Annotated in this window: 19 protein-coding genes and 2 tRNA genes; 4 read left to right on the top strand and 17 right to left on the bottom strand. The window is 67.0% G+C overall.

Features of this window, described 5'->3' with window-relative positions; translation table 11 throughout:
- The 14 genes from LRA89_RS04360 to tkt all read right to left on the bottom strand — a co-directional run bounded on the left by LRA89_RS04360 (position 1) and on the right by tkt (position 12,077).
- Positions 1–816, bottom strand: coding sequence for an inositol monophosphatase family protein (locus tag LRA89_RS04360; protein WP_056494410.1), 816 nt, complete (start codon positions 814–816; stop codon positions 1–3).
- A 126-nt stretch (positions 817–942) separates the two neighbouring features.
- Positions 943–1,506 carry an elongation factor P gene (gene efp, locus LRA89_RS04355; protein ID WP_055755920.1) on the bottom strand — a complete coding sequence of 188 codons (564 nt, stop codon included), beginning with the start codon at positions 1,504–1,506 and terminating at the stop codon, positions 943–945.
- A 38-nt stretch (positions 1,507–1,544) separates the two neighbouring features.
- Complete coding sequence (locus LRA89_RS04350) at positions 1,545–2,132, bottom strand: M23 family metallopeptidase (protein ID WP_230769149.1); 588 nt, start codon at positions 2,130–2,132, stop codon at positions 1,545–1,547.
- A gap of 18 nt (positions 2,133–2,150) precedes the next feature.
- Positions 2,151–3,134, bottom strand: a complete 984-nt coding sequence (locus tag LRA89_RS04345; protein ID WP_230769148.1) for a L,D-transpeptidase family protein — start codon at positions 3,132–3,134, stop codon at positions 2,151–2,153.
- Positions 3,135–3,194: 60 nt separating this feature from the next.
- Positions 3,195–3,881, bottom strand: a complete 687-nt coding sequence (gene thiE / locus LRA89_RS04340) for a thiamine phosphate synthase (RefSeq protein ID WP_055757239.1) — start codon at positions 3,879–3,881, stop codon at positions 3,195–3,197.
- A gap of 43 nt (positions 3,882–3,924) precedes the next feature.
- Positions 3,925–4,581, bottom strand: coding sequence for a hypothetical protein (locus LRA89_RS04335; protein WP_230769147.1), 657 nt, complete (start codon positions 4,579–4,581; stop codon positions 3,925–3,927).
- Positions 4,578–5,483: a fructose bisphosphate aldolase gene (locus LRA89_RS04330; protein WP_056494397.1), complete on the bottom strand. Its 906-nt coding sequence runs from the start codon at positions 5,481–5,483 to the stop codon at positions 4,578–4,580. Before LRA89_RS04330 ends, LRA89_RS04335 begins: the two co-directional genes overlap by 4 nt.
- Before the next feature lie 15 nt (positions 5,484–5,498).
- Positions 5,499–5,831, bottom strand: coding sequence for a type II toxin-antitoxin system PemK/MazF family toxin (locus LRA89_RS04325; protein ID WP_230769146.1), 333 nt, complete (start codon positions 5,829–5,831; stop codon positions 5,499–5,501).
- Positions 5,822–6,058 carry a ribbon-helix-helix protein, CopG family gene (locus LRA89_RS04320; protein WP_055755911.1) on the bottom strand — a complete coding sequence of 79 codons (237 nt, stop codon included), beginning with the start codon at positions 6,056–6,058 and terminating at the stop codon, positions 5,822–5,824. The genes LRA89_RS04325 and LRA89_RS04320 overlap by 10 nt, the downstream gene beginning before the upstream one ends.
- A 453-nt stretch (positions 6,059–6,511) precedes the next feature.
- Positions 6,512–7,269, bottom strand: a protein-coding gene (locus LRA89_RS04315) for an IS5 family transposase (protein ID WP_230769145.1) whose coding sequence is annotated in 2 segments (ribosomal slippage) — positions 6,512–6,951 and positions 6,951–7,269 — 759 coding nt in all. Because the reading frame shifts where the segments join, the coding sequence is not laid out codon by codon here.
- Between the two features lie 130 nt (positions 7,270–7,399).
- Positions 7,400–8,590: a phosphoglycerate kinase gene (locus tag LRA89_RS04310; protein WP_230769144.1), complete on the bottom strand. Its 1,191-nt coding sequence runs from the start codon at positions 8,588–8,590 to the stop codon at positions 7,400–7,402.
- A gap of 1 nt (position 8,591) precedes the next feature.
- Complete coding sequence (locus LRA89_RS04305; protein WP_230769143.1) at positions 8,592–9,074, bottom strand: MOSC domain-containing protein; 483 nt, start codon at positions 9,072–9,074, stop codon at positions 8,592–8,594.
- 5 nt (positions 9,075–9,079) lie between these two features.
- Complete coding sequence (gap, locus tag LRA89_RS04300) at positions 9,080–10,084, bottom strand: type I glyceraldehyde-3-phosphate dehydrogenase (protein WP_056494386.1); 1,005 nt, start codon at positions 10,082–10,084, stop codon at positions 9,080–9,082.
- Positions 10,085–10,097: 13 nt separating this feature from the next.
- Positions 10,098–12,077 carry a transketolase gene (gene tkt, locus LRA89_RS04295; RefSeq protein WP_230769142.1) on the bottom strand — a complete coding sequence of 660 codons (1,980 nt, stop codon included), beginning with the start codon at positions 12,075–12,077 and terminating at the stop codon, positions 10,098–10,100.
- 122 nt (positions 12,078–12,199) lie between these two features.
- On the opposite strand from tkt, the gene LRA89_RS04290 reads away from it, so the two are divergent.
- The 4 genes from LRA89_RS04290 to LRA89_RS04275 all read left to right on the top strand — a co-directional run bounded on the left by LRA89_RS04290 (position 12,200) and on the right by LRA89_RS04275 (position 13,880).
- Entirely contained in the window at positions 12,200–12,391 is a 192-nt protein-coding gene (locus LRA89_RS04290; protein WP_055755899.1) for a hypothetical protein, read from the top strand.
- The gene (locus LRA89_RS04285) at positions 12,391–12,687 is read left to right on the top strand and encodes a cell division protein ZapA (RefSeq protein WP_230769141.1); all 297 of its coding nucleotides are present in this window, start codon (positions 12,391–12,393) and stop codon (positions 12,685–12,687) included. Before LRA89_RS04290 ends, LRA89_RS04285 begins: the two co-directional genes overlap by 1 nt.
- A gap of 435 nt (positions 12,688–13,122) precedes the next feature.
- Positions 13,123–13,668, top strand: coding sequence for a 5-formyltetrahydrofolate cyclo-ligase (locus tag LRA89_RS04280; RefSeq protein ID WP_230769140.1), 546 nt, complete (start codon positions 13,123–13,125; stop codon positions 13,666–13,668).
- A complete protein-coding gene (locus LRA89_RS04275; protein ID WP_230769139.1) occupies positions 13,665–13,880 on the top strand; it encodes a DUF2842 domain-containing protein in 216 nt (71 codons plus the stop codon). The genes LRA89_RS04280 and LRA89_RS04275 overlap by 4 nt, the downstream gene beginning before the upstream one ends.
- A gap of 21 nt (positions 13,881–13,901) precedes the next feature.
- Here the strand turns inward: LRA89_RS04275 and LRA89_RS04270 are convergent.
- From LRA89_RS04270 to LRA89_RS04260, 3 genes are all read right to left on the bottom strand, one after another.
- Positions 13,902–13,978 (bottom strand) — tRNA-Asp (locus LRA89_RS04270).
- A 269-nt stretch (positions 13,979–14,247) separates the two neighbouring features.
- Positions 14,248–14,324: transfer RNA gene (locus LRA89_RS04265), tRNA-Asp, on the bottom strand.
- Between the two features lie 21 nt (positions 14,325–14,345).
- Positions 14,346–15,611: an AI-2E family transporter gene (locus LRA89_RS04260; RefSeq protein WP_230769138.1), complete on the bottom strand. Its 1,266-nt coding sequence runs from the start codon at positions 15,609–15,611 to the stop codon at positions 14,346–14,348.
- Positions 15,612–15,632: the final 21 nt, after the last annotated feature.

Genomic DNA, 15,632 nt, shown 5'->3' with positions numbered 1-15,632 from the left:
TTAGCGCAGCGCGCCGGCGACCAGCTTGTGCAGGCGGGTCTGCATCTGCTCGTTGCTCGCCAGCACCTCACCCTTTTCATAGGCGCGGTCAGCGCCGCGATAGTCGGTGACGAAACCACCCGCCTCGCGCACCAGCAGCATGCCGGCGGCGATGTCCCACTTGCTCAGACCCGACTCCCAGAAACCGTCGAACCGACCGGCGGCAACATAGGCAAGATCGAGCGCCGCCGAACCGAAGCGGCGGATGCCGGCGACCTCGGGCGCGACCGCGCCAAAGATGCGGGTCCATTCGGCGAAATTGCCATGGCCGAGGAACGGGATGCCGGTGGCGATCAGCGCTTCGGACAGGTCGCGGCGCGACGAGACGCGCAACCGCTGCCCCTGCAACCATGCCCCCCGGCCCTTCTCCGCCCAGAAGCCCTCGTCGGTGATCGGGTTATAGACCATCGCGCAGGTGATCTCGGGCTTGCCGCCCGCACCGTTCGGCTCCTCGACCGCGACCGAGATCGCGAAATGGGGCAGGCCGTGGAGGAAGTTGGTGGTGCCGTCGAGCGGATCGACGATCCAGCGCGGCTTGGTGGGATCGCCCTGAATCTCGCCACCTTCCTCCAGCAGCATGCCCCAGTCGGGCCGGGCCTTGCGCAGTTCCTCGACCAGCGTTTCCTCGGCGCGCTTGTCGGCGATCGAGACGAAGTCCGCCGGCCCCTTGCGGCTGACCTGGAGATGCTGGACCTCGCCGAAATCGCGGCGCAGGCGCGGGCCGGTCTTGCGGACGGCGCGTTCGATGACGGTGATGAGGCCGGATTGGGCGGACATGATCTTACTTCCCGTGGAATACTGGTCGCGCCGCGGGCCAAGCCCGCGTCGTCGGTCGCGCTACGCGCGCCGGCCGAGCCGGCGGAGCGGCGGAATAGCGCTCGCTATTCCGTCCGTCCGCTCGGCTCAATCCGCCCGCCTCACATATGTCTGCTCGTACACATCGACCACGATGCGCGTGCCCGACGAGATATGCGGCGGCACCATCACGCGCACGCCGTTGTCGAGCACGGCGGGCTTGTACGACGACGATGCCGTCTGGCCCTTCACCACCGCATCGGCCTCGACGATCGTCGCCTCGATCGTGTCGGGCAACTGGACGCTGATCGCTTCCTCGTCGTACATTTCCATGACGACATCCATGCCGTCCTGCAGGAACGCGGCGGCATCGCCCAGCAGGTCGCGCGGCAGCGACACCTGATCGTAGGTGATCTTGTCCATGAACACCAGCATGTCGCCTTCGGGATACAGGAACTGGAAATCCTTGGTATCGAGGCGGATACGCTCGACGCTTTCGGCGGAGCGGAAGCGGACATTGTTCTTGCGGCCATCGCGCAGGTTCTTCAATTCGACCTGCATATAGGCGCCACCCTTGCCCGGCTGGGTGTGCTGGATCTTCACCGCACGCCAGATGCCGCCTTCATATTCGATGATGTTGCCGGGGCGAATGTCGACGCCGCTGATCTTCATGGAGAACCATACCTGTTGGAAAAAGCGAAGCCGCGCCCTTACTCCGAGCGCCGGCCACGGGCAAGCAGCGGATAGGGATCGATCGCCTGCCCGCGATACCATGGCTGGGCAGGGTCGATCCGTTCGATCCCGAAGTGCAGATGGGTGTTGCCACGCCCGGCGTTGCCGCTGTCGCCGACATAGCCGATCACCTGTCCGGCACGGATACGCGCGCCCTCCGCGATGCCCGCCGCATACCCCGCCAGATGCGCGTAATAATAGGACAGCCGCCGGTCGGGGGAGCGCAGGTACAGCGTGATCCCGCCGCCGCCGGGGCTGAAGAACCGCTTCTCCACCACGCCGTCGGCCGCCGCCAGCACCGGAGTTCCGCTCGGCGCCATGATGTCGGTGCCGGTATGGCCGCGCGTACCGTCGCCGCGCGCTTCGCCCCAGCTATCGCGGATCGCCCGCCATGGCGCGCCCTCCACCGGGACGGTGAGCACGCCGGCGGGCAAAGGGGCGGCAGGGGCGACGACGGCGGGCGCGGCGAACGCCGGCGGACGTTCGTCGTCGGTGTCGATCAGAAACGCCGCCAGCAGGATGGCCACGCCGAAGAAGCCGAGGAAGGCCCAGCCGATCCGGTTCATACCGCCCCTCCCCTACCCTTATGGCTGGAAGACTGCCGGGGTGCCCGGCTTGACCATCAGCGACAGCCGGGCGGCGTCCCAGTTGGTCAGGCGGATGCAGCCGTTGCTCTCAGTCTTGCCGATGTTCTGCGGTTCGGGGGTGCCGTGGATGCCGTAATGCTCCTTCGACAGATCGATCCAGACGACGCCGACCGGATTGTTCGGCCCCGGCGGCACGATCTGCTTGGAGTCCGACTTGTCGGCGGTGCGCAGGATCGCCGGGTTATACTGCCAGTCGGGATTGGCGGCGACGCCCTTGATCGTCCATTCGCCGATCGGCAGCGGATCGTGCGCCGATCCCATCGTCGCCGGGAACTGGGCAAGGATGCGGTCGCCGGCATAGGCACGCAACCACCCTTCGGACTTATCGACCACCACCCGGTCGGCCTGTGGCTGGGTGGCGTCGACGTTCAGCGTCGCCAGCGTCTGGCGAAATTGGTCGGACAGGTCGCCGGGATAGCTGCGCGACGCGGGCAGGACGTTGGGGAATACCACCCGCGTGCCCGGCCGCAGCGGCGTTTCGCGGCTGTTGAGCGCGACCAGCGTTTCGGGCGTAGTGTGGAACATTTCCGCCAGCTTTTCGAGCGGCGAGCGATAGCCGATCGTCGTCAGCTTCGCCTGGTCGGCATACTCCTTGGGAATCGGATTGGTATAGGGGCCGGCCAGCGCGCGCTCGGACAGGGTCAGCGTCACCGTGGCGGGGCGCATCGCCGGATTGAGCGCAGCGGTGGTGCGCGCGTCGAGCTTGCCGGTGACGGGCAGGCCCTTCGCCGTCTGAAACCCGCGCAGCGCCTTGGCGAAGGCGGCGTTGGCCTTCCCCTCGATCACGCCGGTGGGAAAGCCGTGACGGTCGAGCAGCACCTCGGCATGCAGGACGTTCGGATCGAACGCGGGCTTGGGCGCAGGGGCCTGCGCCACGGCTGCCCCGCCAAGGAGGATCGCCGCCAGTGCCAATCGCTTCATACGCTGCCCCAAACCATTTTCGTTGAGGCAGGATAACGATCGACGACCGCCGCGGTTTCGTCAGCGCGCCAGCGCCTCGCCGAAAGCACGGATCGCGGCAGCCTCGTCACCGTTCCACACCGCACCCGACACGGCGAGGAAATCGGCCCCCGCCGTCACCAGCGGGCGGGCATTGGCCGGGGTGATGCCGCCGATCGCGACGCACGGCAGTTCGAACACCGCCGACCACCAGGACAGGAGGACCGGTTCGGCGACATGGCGCACCGCCTTCGTGGTGGTCGGGTAGAAGGCACCGAAGGCGACATAATCCGCCCCCGCCTCCCCCGCTTCCATCGCGAGGTGGCGGCTGTCGTGGACGGTGACGCCGATCTGCGCGTTCGGCCCCAGCACGTCGCGGGCCTCGCGCGGATCGCCGTCGTCCTGCCCCAGATGGACGCCGTCCGCACCGAGCCGCTTGGTCAGGCTGATGCTGTCGTTGACCAGAAAGGCGACGTCATGATCGGCGCAGATGCGCTGGAGCGGTTCGGCGAGCCGCGCGGCGGCATGCTGGTCGACATCCTTCACCCGGAACTGGAAGGCGGCGACCGGGCCGGCATCCAATGCGCTGCGCAGCCGATCGGGGAAGGTGCCGGTCACGTCGAGCGGCGAGACGAGGTAGAGCTGGCACGGCGGACGGCGCACGTCGCGGACGAACTGTTGCGCGAAATCGGGGGAAAGCGCGCCGAGCGGATCTTCGTCTTGGGTCATCATGCTTCCCTGCCCCGGCGGCGGCGCGGAGGGAAGCGGGAAATCAGTCGAACGGCGGCAGGCGTCGGTGCGACAGCTCGACCTTCAGGTCGGCGGCGATCGCCGCATCGTCCACATCGCCGGTGGCATTCAGCGCTGCAACCCGCGCCTCCATCGCCTTGCGCTGCTTCGGCTTGGGCAGGGCGGCGATGGCGACATATTCGCGCACCGCCTTCGCCCAGAGCGCGTCCGGGCCAGTGACATCCTCCGCATCGCGCGAGAACGACGACCGATAGGGCACCAGCTTGCCCGCATCGTCACGCTTCAGGAACAGCAGCAACCGGGCATCGGTCGGAAAGATATAGCGGACGCATCCGCCGATCAGTGCGCCGGGATTAGGGCGGCGCAACTCGCGCGGATCGTTGCGGAAAACCATGTCCGGGCTGTCGGACAGATGCGCACCGTCAATCTCTATTCTCGGCGGGAGCACCGCCCCTTTGAGCAACGTCACCGGTGTGGCCAGCACCACGCCGCCAAAGGCGTCCTCGCCCTTCTGCTCGCCATCGACTTGCGCGATGACGATCGTATCGGCCGTTGCCGCCAGTTCGAGGTTGGTCGGCACCTTGTACCCACGCATCATCGAACAGGCGGCGGCCGGGCGGACCGAGATCGTCGCCAGCAGCAGCGCCGCCATGGTGATCCCGGCCCGCATCGCGATCACGCCGCGACCAGCGTCTTTTCGGTCGAGGCGCAGTGAATCTCGTCGATCGCTTCGCCCAGTGCCGCGTCGAACTCCGCGTCGGTCATCGGCGCGCGCAGGTCGGAGAGGAGCGCGCGGCTGAAGCTGGCGATGATGCCGGGGTTCTTCGCCAGTTCGGCGCAAGCCTCGGTGCGGGCGAACCCGCCCGACAGCGCCACGACACGCAGCACGCGGGGATGGTCGACCAGCGGCTGGAACAGGCCGGCCTGTTCGGGCAGCGACAGTTTCAGCATCACCCTGTCGTCGCCGTCCAGCGCATCGAGCGCCTTCACCAGTTCGGCGAGCAGAATCGCGTCGGCGGCGGCGCGCTCGGGGCTCTTGATGTTCACTTCGGGTTCGATGATCGGCATCAGGCCGTGAGCGATGACCTGCTGCGCCACCTCGAACTGCTGCCTGACGATCGCGGCGATACCGGCTTCGTTGGCGAGATTGACGACCGAGCGTTCCTTGGTGCCGAAGATGCCGAGCGTCGCAGCGCGGGCGAGCAGCGTGTCGAGTTCGGGCATTGGCTTCATCAACTGGACGCCGTTCGCCTCATCCTCCAGCCCCTTGTCGATCTTGAGGAAGGGTACGACACCCTTGTCCGCCAGCGCCTGCGGTACGGGCTTGCCGCCCGCCTGCCCGTCCATCGTGCGTTCGAACAGGATCGCGCCGATCACCTTGTCACCGGTGAAGGCGTCGGAGGTGATGATGCGGGCGCGCATGTCATGGATCAGGCCGAACATCTGTTCGTCGGTTTCCCATGCACCATCCTCGACGCCGTACCCTTTCAGCGCCTTGGGTGTCGATCCGCCGCTCTGGTCGAGCGCGGCGATGAAGCCCTGTCCGTCGGCAATCTTCGCGGTCATTTCGGCCGTGTTCATGTCGGTCCCCTTGTTTTAGAGGGCCAGCCAGCGCCGCAGCGCCTGGTCGACCTGTTCCATGGATGTGGCGGTCGCCTGCCCCAGCACGCGCACGATGCGGCTGCGGCGCAGCGTCTTGATCTTGTCGACCTGCGCCTCGCTCTCGACGGTGATGCCGGTCGTGTCGGAGGGCGCAAAGGGCACGCGGAACAGCGTTTCGCCACCGGTGAGACTCGTCATCGGGACCAGCGTCACCGAGGCATGGGCCTCGTTGAACAGGTCTGACTGGACGACGAGGAACGGGCGGCGCTTGATCGCCAGCGCCTCGGGCCCCTCGACCAGCACGATCATGCCGCGTCTTATTTCCACCGGCCGTCCTCCGCTTCCACCCGGTCGAAAAAGGCCCAGTCGGCGCCGTCGTCGCGCGCGGCGGCGCGTTCGGACTGGCGGCGGGCTTCGGCGCGGAACGCCTCGTCATGCAGTTCGACGTAGCGGCGCACCGCGTCGCGGGCGATGTCGCTCTTCGAGCGGCCCTGCGAGCGGGCGACATTCGCCAGCCGTTCTTCCAGTTCGGTATCGAGTCGTACGCCGAGCACGCGGGGGCCGCCTTCCGTTTAACGTGTTGAACGGGTAGCGGGGGTTGGCGGGGGGATCAAGCGGATTGTTGGGGGGTGCGGGGGCTTTGAAGAAGGAGTTGTTCGCGCAGAGGCGCGGAGGCGCGGAGGCGCAGAGTGGGTGCGCTTCGGGGCGGGCGGTTCGAGAGAAAGGATATGGGGTTCACGCGGAGACGCGGAGGCGCGGAGGAGGTTCGTTCCGGGCGCGTGGTGCGCGATCGGGAGACGCCGCGTCCGGTTGCCACGGACGTTGAAGTCGCTGGCGCGGGGGGCGTCACCGCTGGCGCAACTCCTCCGCGCCTCCGCATGAACCAAATTTCTTGGTTTTCAGATAGTTCGGATAGTGGTCTTAGCCGAGTCTGAACGGCTGGAGGCGCTACGTCAGCGTGTATGGATTCCGGCCTGCGCCGGAATGACGTTAGGCCGCGTCTGCATTTATCGTAGCCAGATCATGGCGCATGCGAGGTGGACGAAGCCCATGAAGGCGGTGATGGTTTTCTCGCAGCGCAGGGCGATACGACGGAAGCGCTTGAGCTTGTTGAAGAAGCACTCGACCTGATGGCGTTCCTTGTAGAGGCGCCAGTCGATGGCCGGCCTAGCGATTCGGTTGGGATGGGCCTTTATGTGTGCGCTCGCGCCAAGATCGTCGGCGATGAAGGCGCGTAGCGCGTCGGCATCATAAGCGGCATCGGCAATGACGGGACTTACGCCGTTCAAGCCTGCCAGCAATGTCTCGGCCTGGGGACGATCGGCCCATTGCCCGGGTGTCGGATGAATGCGGATCGGCAGGCCGATGGCGTCGACCGCAGCGTGCAGCTTGGTCGTCAGCCCACCACGCGACCGGCCGATCGCGGCAGCTTCAGCCCCCCTTTTGCCCCACTGGCATCGGCGTGGGCTTTCGAGATGGTGCTGTCGATCAGGACGTATTCGAAGTCCGGCGTGTCGGCCAGGCTGTGGAAAAGCCGTTCCCAGACACCGGCATGCGACCAGCGCCGGAAGCGGGCGTGCACCCCGGTCCACTTCCCGAATACCTCCGGCAGGTCTCGCCAGCGTGCCGCGTTCCCAGCCATCCACAGGATCGCATCCACGAACAGCCGGTTGTCCACGCCGCTGCGCCCTCGCGTCCCCTCACGTCCAGGAAGATACCCCGCAATCCGATCCCATTGCTCGTCCGTCAGCGTCCGTCTGCTCAAGGCTTGCCTCCTTCGCCAGCCTTGAATCAGAACTACCGGCGATTGAAAATCCTGCAAATGCAGACACCGGCTAGTGGGTGGCCGGGAGAGCCGCCAAGGCTGACGGGGTGTTCAGCCTTGGCAGTCAGCCTCAGCGGGCCAGCGCCGCCACGCCGGGGAGTTCCTTGCCTTCCATCCATTCGAGGAAGGCGCCGCCTGCCGTCGAGATGAAGCTGAACTGCCCCGAGACGCCCGCCTGGTTAAGCGCGGCGACGGTATCGCCGCCGCCAGCAACCGACACCAGCGAACCGTCGGTGGTCAGCGCCGCCGCCGTGCGGGCGAGCGCGACCGTCGCGACGTCGAACGGCGGCGTCTCGAAAGCGCCCATCGGGCCGTTCCATACCAGCGTGCGACAGTTCTTCAGCACATCGCCCAGCGCCTCGGTGGCGGCGGGACCAACGTCGAGGATCATCTCGTCGGCGGCGACTTCGTGGACGTTGACGGTGCGGGTTGCAGGGTTCGGCCGGAACTCGGTCGCGACCACCACGTCATAGGGCAGGTGGATGGTGCAGCCGGCCTTTTCCGCCGCGTCGAAGATCTCGTCCGCCGTGCCCGTCAGGTCATGCTCGCACAGCGACTTGCCGACATCGACGCCGCGCGCCGCGAGGAAGGTGTTGGCCATGCCGCCACCGATGATGAGGTGATCGACCTGCCCGACCAGATGCTTCAGCACGTCGAGCTTCGACGATACCTTGGCGCCACCGACGACCGCCGCGACCGGGTGCTGCGGATTGCCCAGCGCCTTGTCGAGCGCGTCCAACTCGGCTTCCATCTGCCGCCCGGCGAAGGCGGGGAGCCGGTGCGCCAGCCCCTCGGTCGAGGCATGGGCGCGGTGCGCCGCCGAAAAGGCGTCGTTGACGTAATAGTCGCCGATCGCTGCCATCTTCTCAACGAGTTGCGCGTCATTCTTCTCCTCGCCGGCGAAGAAGCGGGTGTTTTCCAGCACGGCGATGTCACCGCTTTGCATCGTCGCGATCGCGTCCGCCGCGCCGTCCCAGTCGACGAAGCGGACTTCGCGACCCAGCACCTCCGCCAGTGGCTTCGTGACCGGGGCGAGTGACATGGTAGGGTTCGGCTGCCCCTTGGGCCGGCCGAAATGGGCGAGGATCAGCACGATCGCGCCGCGATCGGCCAGTTCGCCGACGGTGCCAACGGTCGCGCGCAGGCGGGTGTCGTCGCTGACCGCGCCATCGGCCATCGGCACGTTCAGGTCTTCGCGGACCAGCACGCGCTTGCCCGTCAGGTCGCCCATGTCGTCGAGCGTCTTGAAATTCCGGCTCATGTTATCGCTCCCGGGCGCTGCCCTGACGGGGTTGTTCCAGTTCGATCGCGTCGCCGACGGCGATGGTGCCGCCCTCGACCACCTGCGCCAGCGCACCACCGCGCCAGTCGGGGGTGAGCGCGGCGCGCAGGCCTTCGGCGATCGTCTCCATGCGGCTGCACGGATCGCATTCCTTGGTGATTTCGAGCAGCACCGCGCCGACGCGGATGCGCGCGCCCAGCGTCTGCGGCAGGTCGAACCCCTCGACCAGCAGGTTGGCGCGGCGTTCCCACCACGGCAGGTCGTGGCCGATCAGCGTCATCGCCTGCGCCCAGTCGCCGACTTCCATCAGCGACACCTGCCGCTTGTTGCGGCCGGGTTTCAGGCTGCCGCGAAAATCGCCGTCGAGCCCGCCCTCGCGGGTCACGCGGACCGACGGGACAAGCTCGATCGGCCCGCGCGAGAAGGCGTGGCGGGCGATGCCCTTGAGGATACCGCCCGCCATCGGACTCAGCCGAGCTTCGCCATCGCGGTCGCGGTGTCGACCATGCGGTTCGAGAAGCCCCATTCATTGTCGTACCACGACACGACGCGGACCAGCTTGCCGTCAAGCACGGCGGTTTCAAGGCTGTCGACCGTCGACGAGGCGGGGGTGTGGACGATGTCGGCCGACACCAGCGGGTCGGTCGAATATTCCAGCACGCCCTTGAGCGCACCCTCGGCGGCGTCCTTGAGCAACTGGTTGACCTCTTCCTTCGTCGTGTCGCGCTTCGGCGTGAAGGTCAGGTCGATGAGGCTACCGGTCGGCACCGGCACGCGCACCGCCGAACCGTCGAGCTTGCCCTTGAGTTCGGGCAGCACTTCGCCGACCGCGCGGGCGGCGCCGGTGGTCGTCGGGATGATCGAGAGTGCCGCAGCGCGGGCGCGGCGCAGATCGGGGTGGATCTGGTCGAGGATCTTCTGGTCGTTGGTATAGGCGTGGACCGTGGTCATCAGCCCGCGTTCGATGCCGATGCTGTCGTTCAGCACCTTGGCGACGGGTGCCAGGCAGTTGGTGGTGCACGAAGCGTTCGACACGATCGTGTGGCCGGCCTCCAGCTTGTCGTGGTTGACGCCGTAGACGACGGTCAGGTCGACGTTCTTGCCCGGCGCCGAGATCAGCACGCGGCGCGCGCCGGCGTCGATATGCTTCTGGCACGATGCGCGATCGGTGAAGAAGCCGGTGCATTCGAGCACCAGTTCGACGCCCAGTTCGCCGTGCGGCAGGTTGGCGGGATCACGCTCGGCGGTCACGCGGATGCGCTTGCCGTCGACGACCAGATCGTCACCGTCGGCCGACACCTCGCCCGGATATTTGCCGTGGATCGAATCGCGGCTGAACAGCCAAGCGTTCGACGTGGCGTCGGCCAAATCGTTGATCGCCACCAGGTCGAGGCCGCTGTCGGGGCGCTCGAGGATCGCGCGCGCCACCAGACGGCCGATGCGTCCGAACCCGTTGATCGCTACCTTCGTCATATCCTCGTCTCCCTCAGTTCGCGAGCCGCGCCAGCACCTTTGCGGTGATGGCATCGGCGGTAAGGCCGAAATAATCGTAGAGCTTGTCCGCCGGGGCCGATGCGCCGAACCGGTCGATGCCGAAGCGCAGGCCGTCGACCATCGTGTAGCGTTCCCAGCCGATCGTCGTTCCCGCCTCGATCGAGACGCGGAGGATTTCGCTCGGGCGGGCGTGGGGCAGCACGTCCTCGCGATAGGCGGCGTCCTGCGCGTCGAAGCGCGACCAGCAGGGCATCGACACGACATCGGCCCCGATCCCCTGCGCTTCGAGGGCGGCGGCGACGTTGGTCGCGATCTCGACCTCCGAACCGCTGGCGATCAGGATGACGCGGCGGTCGGCCTGCGCGGCCTTCAGACGGTACGCGCCCTTCGCCGAGCGGTTCTCGCTCGCTTCGTCCCGCAGTTGCGGCAGGTTCTGACGCGACAGCGCGAGAAGCGACGGACCGTCGCGGCGCTGCACCGCCAGTTCCCAGCATTCCGCCGTCTCGACCGCATCGGCCGGGCGGTACACGTCGAGGCCGGGAATGAGGCGCAGGCTCATCACATGCTCGATCGGCTGGTGGGTCGGACCGTCCTCGCCCAGACCGATCGAGTCGTGCGTCATGACATAAACGACGCCGGCATTCTGGAGCGCCGACAGGCGGATCGCGGGGCGGGCGTAGTCGGCGAACACGAGGAAGGTACCGCCATAGGGCAGCACGCCACCGTGCAGCGCCATGCCGTTCATCGCCGCCGACATGCCGAATTCGCGGATGCCGTAATGGATGTAACGGCCCGCATAATCGGTTGCGGTCAGCGGTACGAGCGCCTTGGTCTGGGTGTTGTTCGACGGGGTCAGGTCGGCCGAGCCGCCGATGGTTTCGGGCAGCGCGGCGTTGATCGCTTCGAGTGCCAGCGACGAGGCGACGCGGGTGGCGATCTTCTTCGGCTCGGCGATCAGCGACGCGACATGATCGCGCAAGGACCAGCCTTCGGGCAGGCGGTTGGCCATGCGACGTTCGAATTCGGCACGATCCGAATGGCTTGCCAGCCGATCGTTCCATGCCGCATGAAGGCCCTGCCCCTGCGCGCCGATTGCCTTCCACGCATCGGTCAGCGGCTCGGGCAGATGGAAGGGTTCATGTTCCCACAGCAAGGCGGCGCGGGTCGCCAGAATTTCCTCGGCCCCCAGCGGCGAACCATGGACCTTGTGACTGCCCCCCTTGTTCGGCGCGCCCTTGCCAATGACCGTGCGGCAGGCGACCAGCGACGGGCGCGGATCGACCAGCGCCTCGGCCAGCGCGCGTTCGATATCGGCGAAGTCGTGGCCGTCGCACGATACCACATGCCAGCCGGTCGCGGCGTAGCGCGCGGGAATATCCTCGCTGGTCGACAGGTCGGTCGACCCGTCGATGGTGATGCGGTTGTCGTCCCACAGCACGTTCAGCCGGCCGAGGCCGAGATGCCCGGCAAGGCCGATCGCTTCGTGGTTGATGCCTTCCATCAGGCAGCCGTCGCCGGCCACCACCCACGTGCGGTGATCGACGAGGTCATCGCCGAACACGGTGTTGAGGTGGCGTTCGGCGGTCGCCATGCCGACCGCCATCGCGAGGCCCTGCCCCAGCGGGCCGGTAGTGCATTCGATGCCGGGCAGCTCGAAATTCTCCGGGTGGCCGGCGCACGGGCTGCCGAGCTGGCGGAACGAAGCGATGTCGCCGATCGTCGGCCGGGCATAGCCGGTCAGGTGGAGCAACGAGTAGATCAGCATCGATCCATGCCCCGCCGACAGGACGAACCGGTCGCGGTCGGCCCAATGCGGGTCGGCGGGATCGAATTTCAGGAATTTCGACCACAGGACCGTCGCGACGTCGGCCATGCCCATCGGCATGCCGGGATGCCCCGAATTGGCGGCTTCGACGCCGTCCATCGACAGGATGCGGATGGCGTTGGCGAGTTCGAGCTGGGAAATGGTCACGCGCACTCCTGTTGGGCGCTGGAAACAACGGTGTCGCGCGAGCCTTTGGAACCGTGGCGACGATCCGTCAACCGGCAAGGTACCATCTTGTTTAACATGTTTAGCAATCCCAGCTTCCTGGTATGACCGACGATCCCCACACCGCCGCGATCGAGCGGATCGAACGTGCGCTGGCGCGCATCGAGCGCGCCGGGCAGGTGCGTGCCTTCGCCACCGATTCGCTCGAACGGCGCCATACGATGCTGAAGGCGCGGATGGCCGATGCGATCGTCGCGATCGACGCGCTGATCGCCAGGGAAGCGGGAGCGGACTGATGGCGCAGGTGACGTTGACGGTCGCTGGGCGGCCGCATCTGGTAGCATGTCGCGATGGCGAGGAATCGTCGCTGCGTGCGCTGGGCGCGATGCTGGAACGGCATGCCGCCACCGCGCAGCGCGCGTCGGGCGGATCGTCCGAGCGGACCTTGCTGTATATCGCGCTGATGCTGGCGGACCAATTGTCGGAGCGCGAGGCGAACCCGGCGGCGGGACTGCCCCCGGCGGTGCTGGAGCGAATCGCCGAACGGCTGGAAGCGGTGGCGGCGGCGCTGGAGGAGCCGGCAGAGGATTGAGGCTGGGCCATGCCGCCCTCTCCCCGGATCGGGGAGAGGGATACCGGAGCTAGCCAGCTTGCTGGCTAGCGGAGGTTGGGAGAGGGGCGAAGCGCGCCGAGGGCGCGCGCGCTCGCTTGTGCGAGCGCTTACCCCTCTCCCAGCTTCGACTAAGCATTTGCTTCGCAAACGCCAAGTCTGCGCATCCCTCTCCCCTTTCAGGGGCGAGGGAGAGCTATACACACGCCATTGCCCTGCCCCGCCGCGCGTCCTACATAGGGGTCGGCGGGTACTGCCCGGTGCGAGCCTTGAACTATCCCTGAGGCTATCTCTTCATCCAAGGGGGTTGTCCCTGCGCAGATCCTGGTCTGACGTACATGATCCCCACCTGACGTACTGTGCGTCGGTGGATACTCCGGCAAACGGCCCATGGTGGTCCCGCCACCCCATGCGATCATGAACGACAAACGTGCCCTGCGCGCGCGGTTGCGTGGCTTGCGCGATACGTTCGTTGCCGGTGGTGGCGGGGCGATCCTGCCCCCTGCCCTGTTCCTCGATGCGCTGCGGCCCGGGCTGGTCGTCGCCAGCTATGTGCCGATCGCGAGCGAGGCCGATCCGGCGGCGTTCGACGATGCGGTGCGGGCGGCCAGCGCTACGCTGGCGCTGCCGGTGGTGATCGGCCGCACCTCGCCAATCCGGTTCGCGGTGGCCGCGACCCTGGTCGCCGGTCCGTTCGGTCTGCGCCAGCCGCCGGCCGATGCGGCAAGCGTGATGCCCGACATCATCCTGACGCCGCTGGTCGGGTTCGACGCGGTCGGCAACCGGCTGGGCCAAGGAGCGGGGCATTACGACCGGGCATTCGCCGAATATCCGCACGCGCGGCGAATCGGTATCGCGTGGGAGGTGCAGGAGGTGGCGGTGTTACCGGCCGATCCGTGGGACGTGCCGCTGCACGCGATCGTCACCGAACGCGACGTTCGGATTTTTGGAGATATATTGTGAACGAGCCGAGTTGGCGCAAACCGGTGGGCGTGCTCGCCATTCTCGTCCTGCTGATACTGTGGGCGGTGGCGGTGGCGATGCTGTCCGGCACGATCGGCGGCTGGCACTGGCTGGTGCAGCTTGGCTTCTATCTTGTCGCCGGGATCGCGTGGTTGTGGGTGCTGCCGATGCGGGCAATGCTGCGCTGGATGGAAACCGGTCGCTGGCGGTAGGCGCCGTTCCCATGAGGGGAATGGCGCGAGTGACGGGGCTCGAACCCGCGACCTCCGGCGTGACAGGCCGGCGCTCTAACCAACTGAGCTACACCCGCTCTCTAGCGAGGAGGCGGGCTTTAGAAGCGCCGTTCCGGCCTGTCAACGACCTGCTTGCAGAAAGTTGGGACCCGTAGCGCTGCAGCTCGATCCAGCCGCCGGCAAGCGTCGCTACAGCGAAGGCTGGAGCCTCAAGCGGCACTTGCCTCGTGCTGTCACCGGGAGATCCCAGCTTTCGCTGGGATGACGTGTTTAGGCGTGCGTCCGAGACATCGACGGTAACGATCTGGAACTTCGCGAAGGGCCACCGCGTCCAAAGGATGCGCAATGGCGCGAGTGACGGGGCTCGAACCCGCGACCTCCGGCGTGACAGGCCGGCGCTCTAACCAACTGAGCTACACCCGCTCTCTAGCGAGGAGGCGGGCTTTACGGAGCCGTTCCCGGGCTGTCAACGCCGGTGTTGCCGTTCGCGGTATTTCTTTGCGGCGGCGGAATATCCTGGATCAGCGTGCCGTGTTCGAACAGGAAGCCGGCGATGTCGGGCTTGCCCGCGCCTTTCAGCACCGTCTGGATAATAATGAGCAGCGGCACCGCCAGCAGCGCGCCGGGCGTGCCCCAGACCCAGCCCCAGAAGCTCAGGGTAATGAGGATCATCAGCGGATTGATCGTCAGGCGGTGGCCGACGACCAGCGGGGTGATGACGTTCGCCTCGACCAGATGCGCGCCGACCATGATCGCGGCCGGCAGCAACGCCCACCAGATGTCGGTAAAGGTCATCAGCCCGCCCAGCGCCAGCAGCAGCGCGGCGAAGATCGGCCCGAGATAGGGTACGTAATTGAGCAGCGCGACGATGCCGCCCCACATCAAGGGCGTCGGCATGCCGATATACCACAGCGCGATCGCGACGATGACGCCGAGCATCAGGTTGATGAGCGTGATGGTGCCGAGATAGGCCGAGGTGTCGTCGACGACGTTCTGGATCACCCGCGCGGTCGCCATCGCCCCGCCGAAGCTGGTCCGCTTGGTGATCGCCGCGCGGCGCAGGTTGGTCCAGCCGGCGAGGAAGAAATAGATCACGAGGATCGCGAAGAACATCTCCAGCAGCGCCGACGGGGCCGAGGTGGCGAACAGGTCGAGCAGCGATTGCGGCGGGGCGACGGCGGTGGTCGTCTGCCGCGTGGGCGCGCTGGCGACGTTGGTGATGAGGCCGTTCACGAATTTTTCGAGGGATGCGTAGAAATCGATCAGCGGCGCGACGTTCGCCTGAACCCGGTCGATCCGTTCAGGCAATATCTGTGCCCAGCCCCATGCCGGCACGACGATCGAGGCCAGCGCGCCATTGGCGATGATGAGGAACAACAGCACGCAGAACAGCGCGGCGAGTGGTGCCGGAACGCGGTGACGCTCCTGCCATTCGAGCAGCGGCACCAGCGCGATGGCGATGACGATCGCGGCGGTGAGCGGCAGGAAGAAGCGCGCGCCCGCCTGAAGCGCGAAGGGCAGCGCGAGCAGCAGGCCGACCCCGGCGATCAGCGTGAGCGAGGCAAGCAGCCGGTCGCGGCGCAGTTCCTCGGTCGGGGCGTCGACCACCGCGTCGACCGGATCGGACGGCGGCTGCGCGGCGGTGCCGGTCGCTCCCGCACGTCGCACGGAAGTTTCGGGATCGTTCGGGATCGGGGTGCCGTCTGCCATGATCGCAACCTAGCCGGTCCT

The sequence above is a fragment of the Sphingomonas sp. Leaf4 genome (assembly GCF_920939515.1).
Lineage (GTDB): Bacteria > Pseudomonadota > Alphaproteobacteria > Sphingomonadales > Sphingomonadaceae > Sphingomonas.
This window is presented reverse-complemented; position numbering and strand designations above follow the sequence as displayed.

Bases quoted from the DNA above. Each gene is read 5' to 3' on its own strand.
- LRA89_RS04345 (WP_230769148.1), bottom strand. From the start codon at position 3,134: ATGAAGCGATTGGCACTGGCGGCGATCCTCCTTGGCGGGGCAGCCGTG.
- efp (WP_055755920.1), bottom strand. From the start codon at position 1,506: ATGAAGATCAGCGGCGTCGACATTCGCCCCGGCAACATCATCGAATAT.
- LRA89_RS04330 (WP_056494397.1), bottom strand. From the start codon at position 5,483: ATGAACACGGCCGAAATGACCGCGAAGATTGCCGACGGACAGGGCTTC.
- LRA89_RS04285 (WP_230769141.1), top strand. From the start codon at position 12,391: ATGGCGCAGGTGACGTTGACGGTCGCTGGGCGGCCGCATCTGGTAGCA.
- LRA89_RS04305 (WP_230769143.1), bottom strand. From the start codon at position 9,074: ATGGCGGGCGGTATCCTCAAGGGCATCGCCCGCCACGCCTTCTCGCGC.
- thiE (WP_055757239.1), bottom strand. From the start codon at position 3,881: ATGACCCAAGACGAAGATCCGCTCGGCGCGCTTTCCCCCGATTTCGCG.
- LRA89_RS04310 (WP_230769144.1), bottom strand. From the start codon at position 8,590: ATGAGCCGGAATTTCAAGACGCTCGACGACATGGGCGACCTGACGGGC.
- LRA89_RS04350 (WP_230769149.1), bottom strand. From the start codon at position 2,132: ATGAACCGGATCGGCTGGGCCTTCCTCGGCTTCTTCGGCGTGGCCATC.
- LRA89_RS04290 (WP_055755899.1), top strand. From the start codon at position 12,200: ATGACCGACGATCCCCACACCGCCGCGATCGAGCGGATCGAACGTGCG.
- LRA89_RS04360 (WP_056494410.1), bottom strand. From the start codon at position 816: ATGTCCGCCCAATCCGGCCTCATCACCGTCATCGAACGCGCCGTCCGC.
- LRA89_RS04280 (WP_230769140.1), top strand. From the start codon at position 13,123: ATGAACGACAAACGTGCCCTGCGCGCGCGGTTGCGTGGCTTGCGCGAT.
- gap (WP_056494386.1), bottom strand. From the start codon at position 10,084: ATGACGAAGGTAGCGATCAACGGGTTCGGACGCATCGGCCGTCTGGTG.
- LRA89_RS04260 (WP_230769138.1), bottom strand. From the start codon at position 15,611: ATGGCAGACGGCACCCCGATCCCGAACGATCCCGAAACTTCCGTGCGA.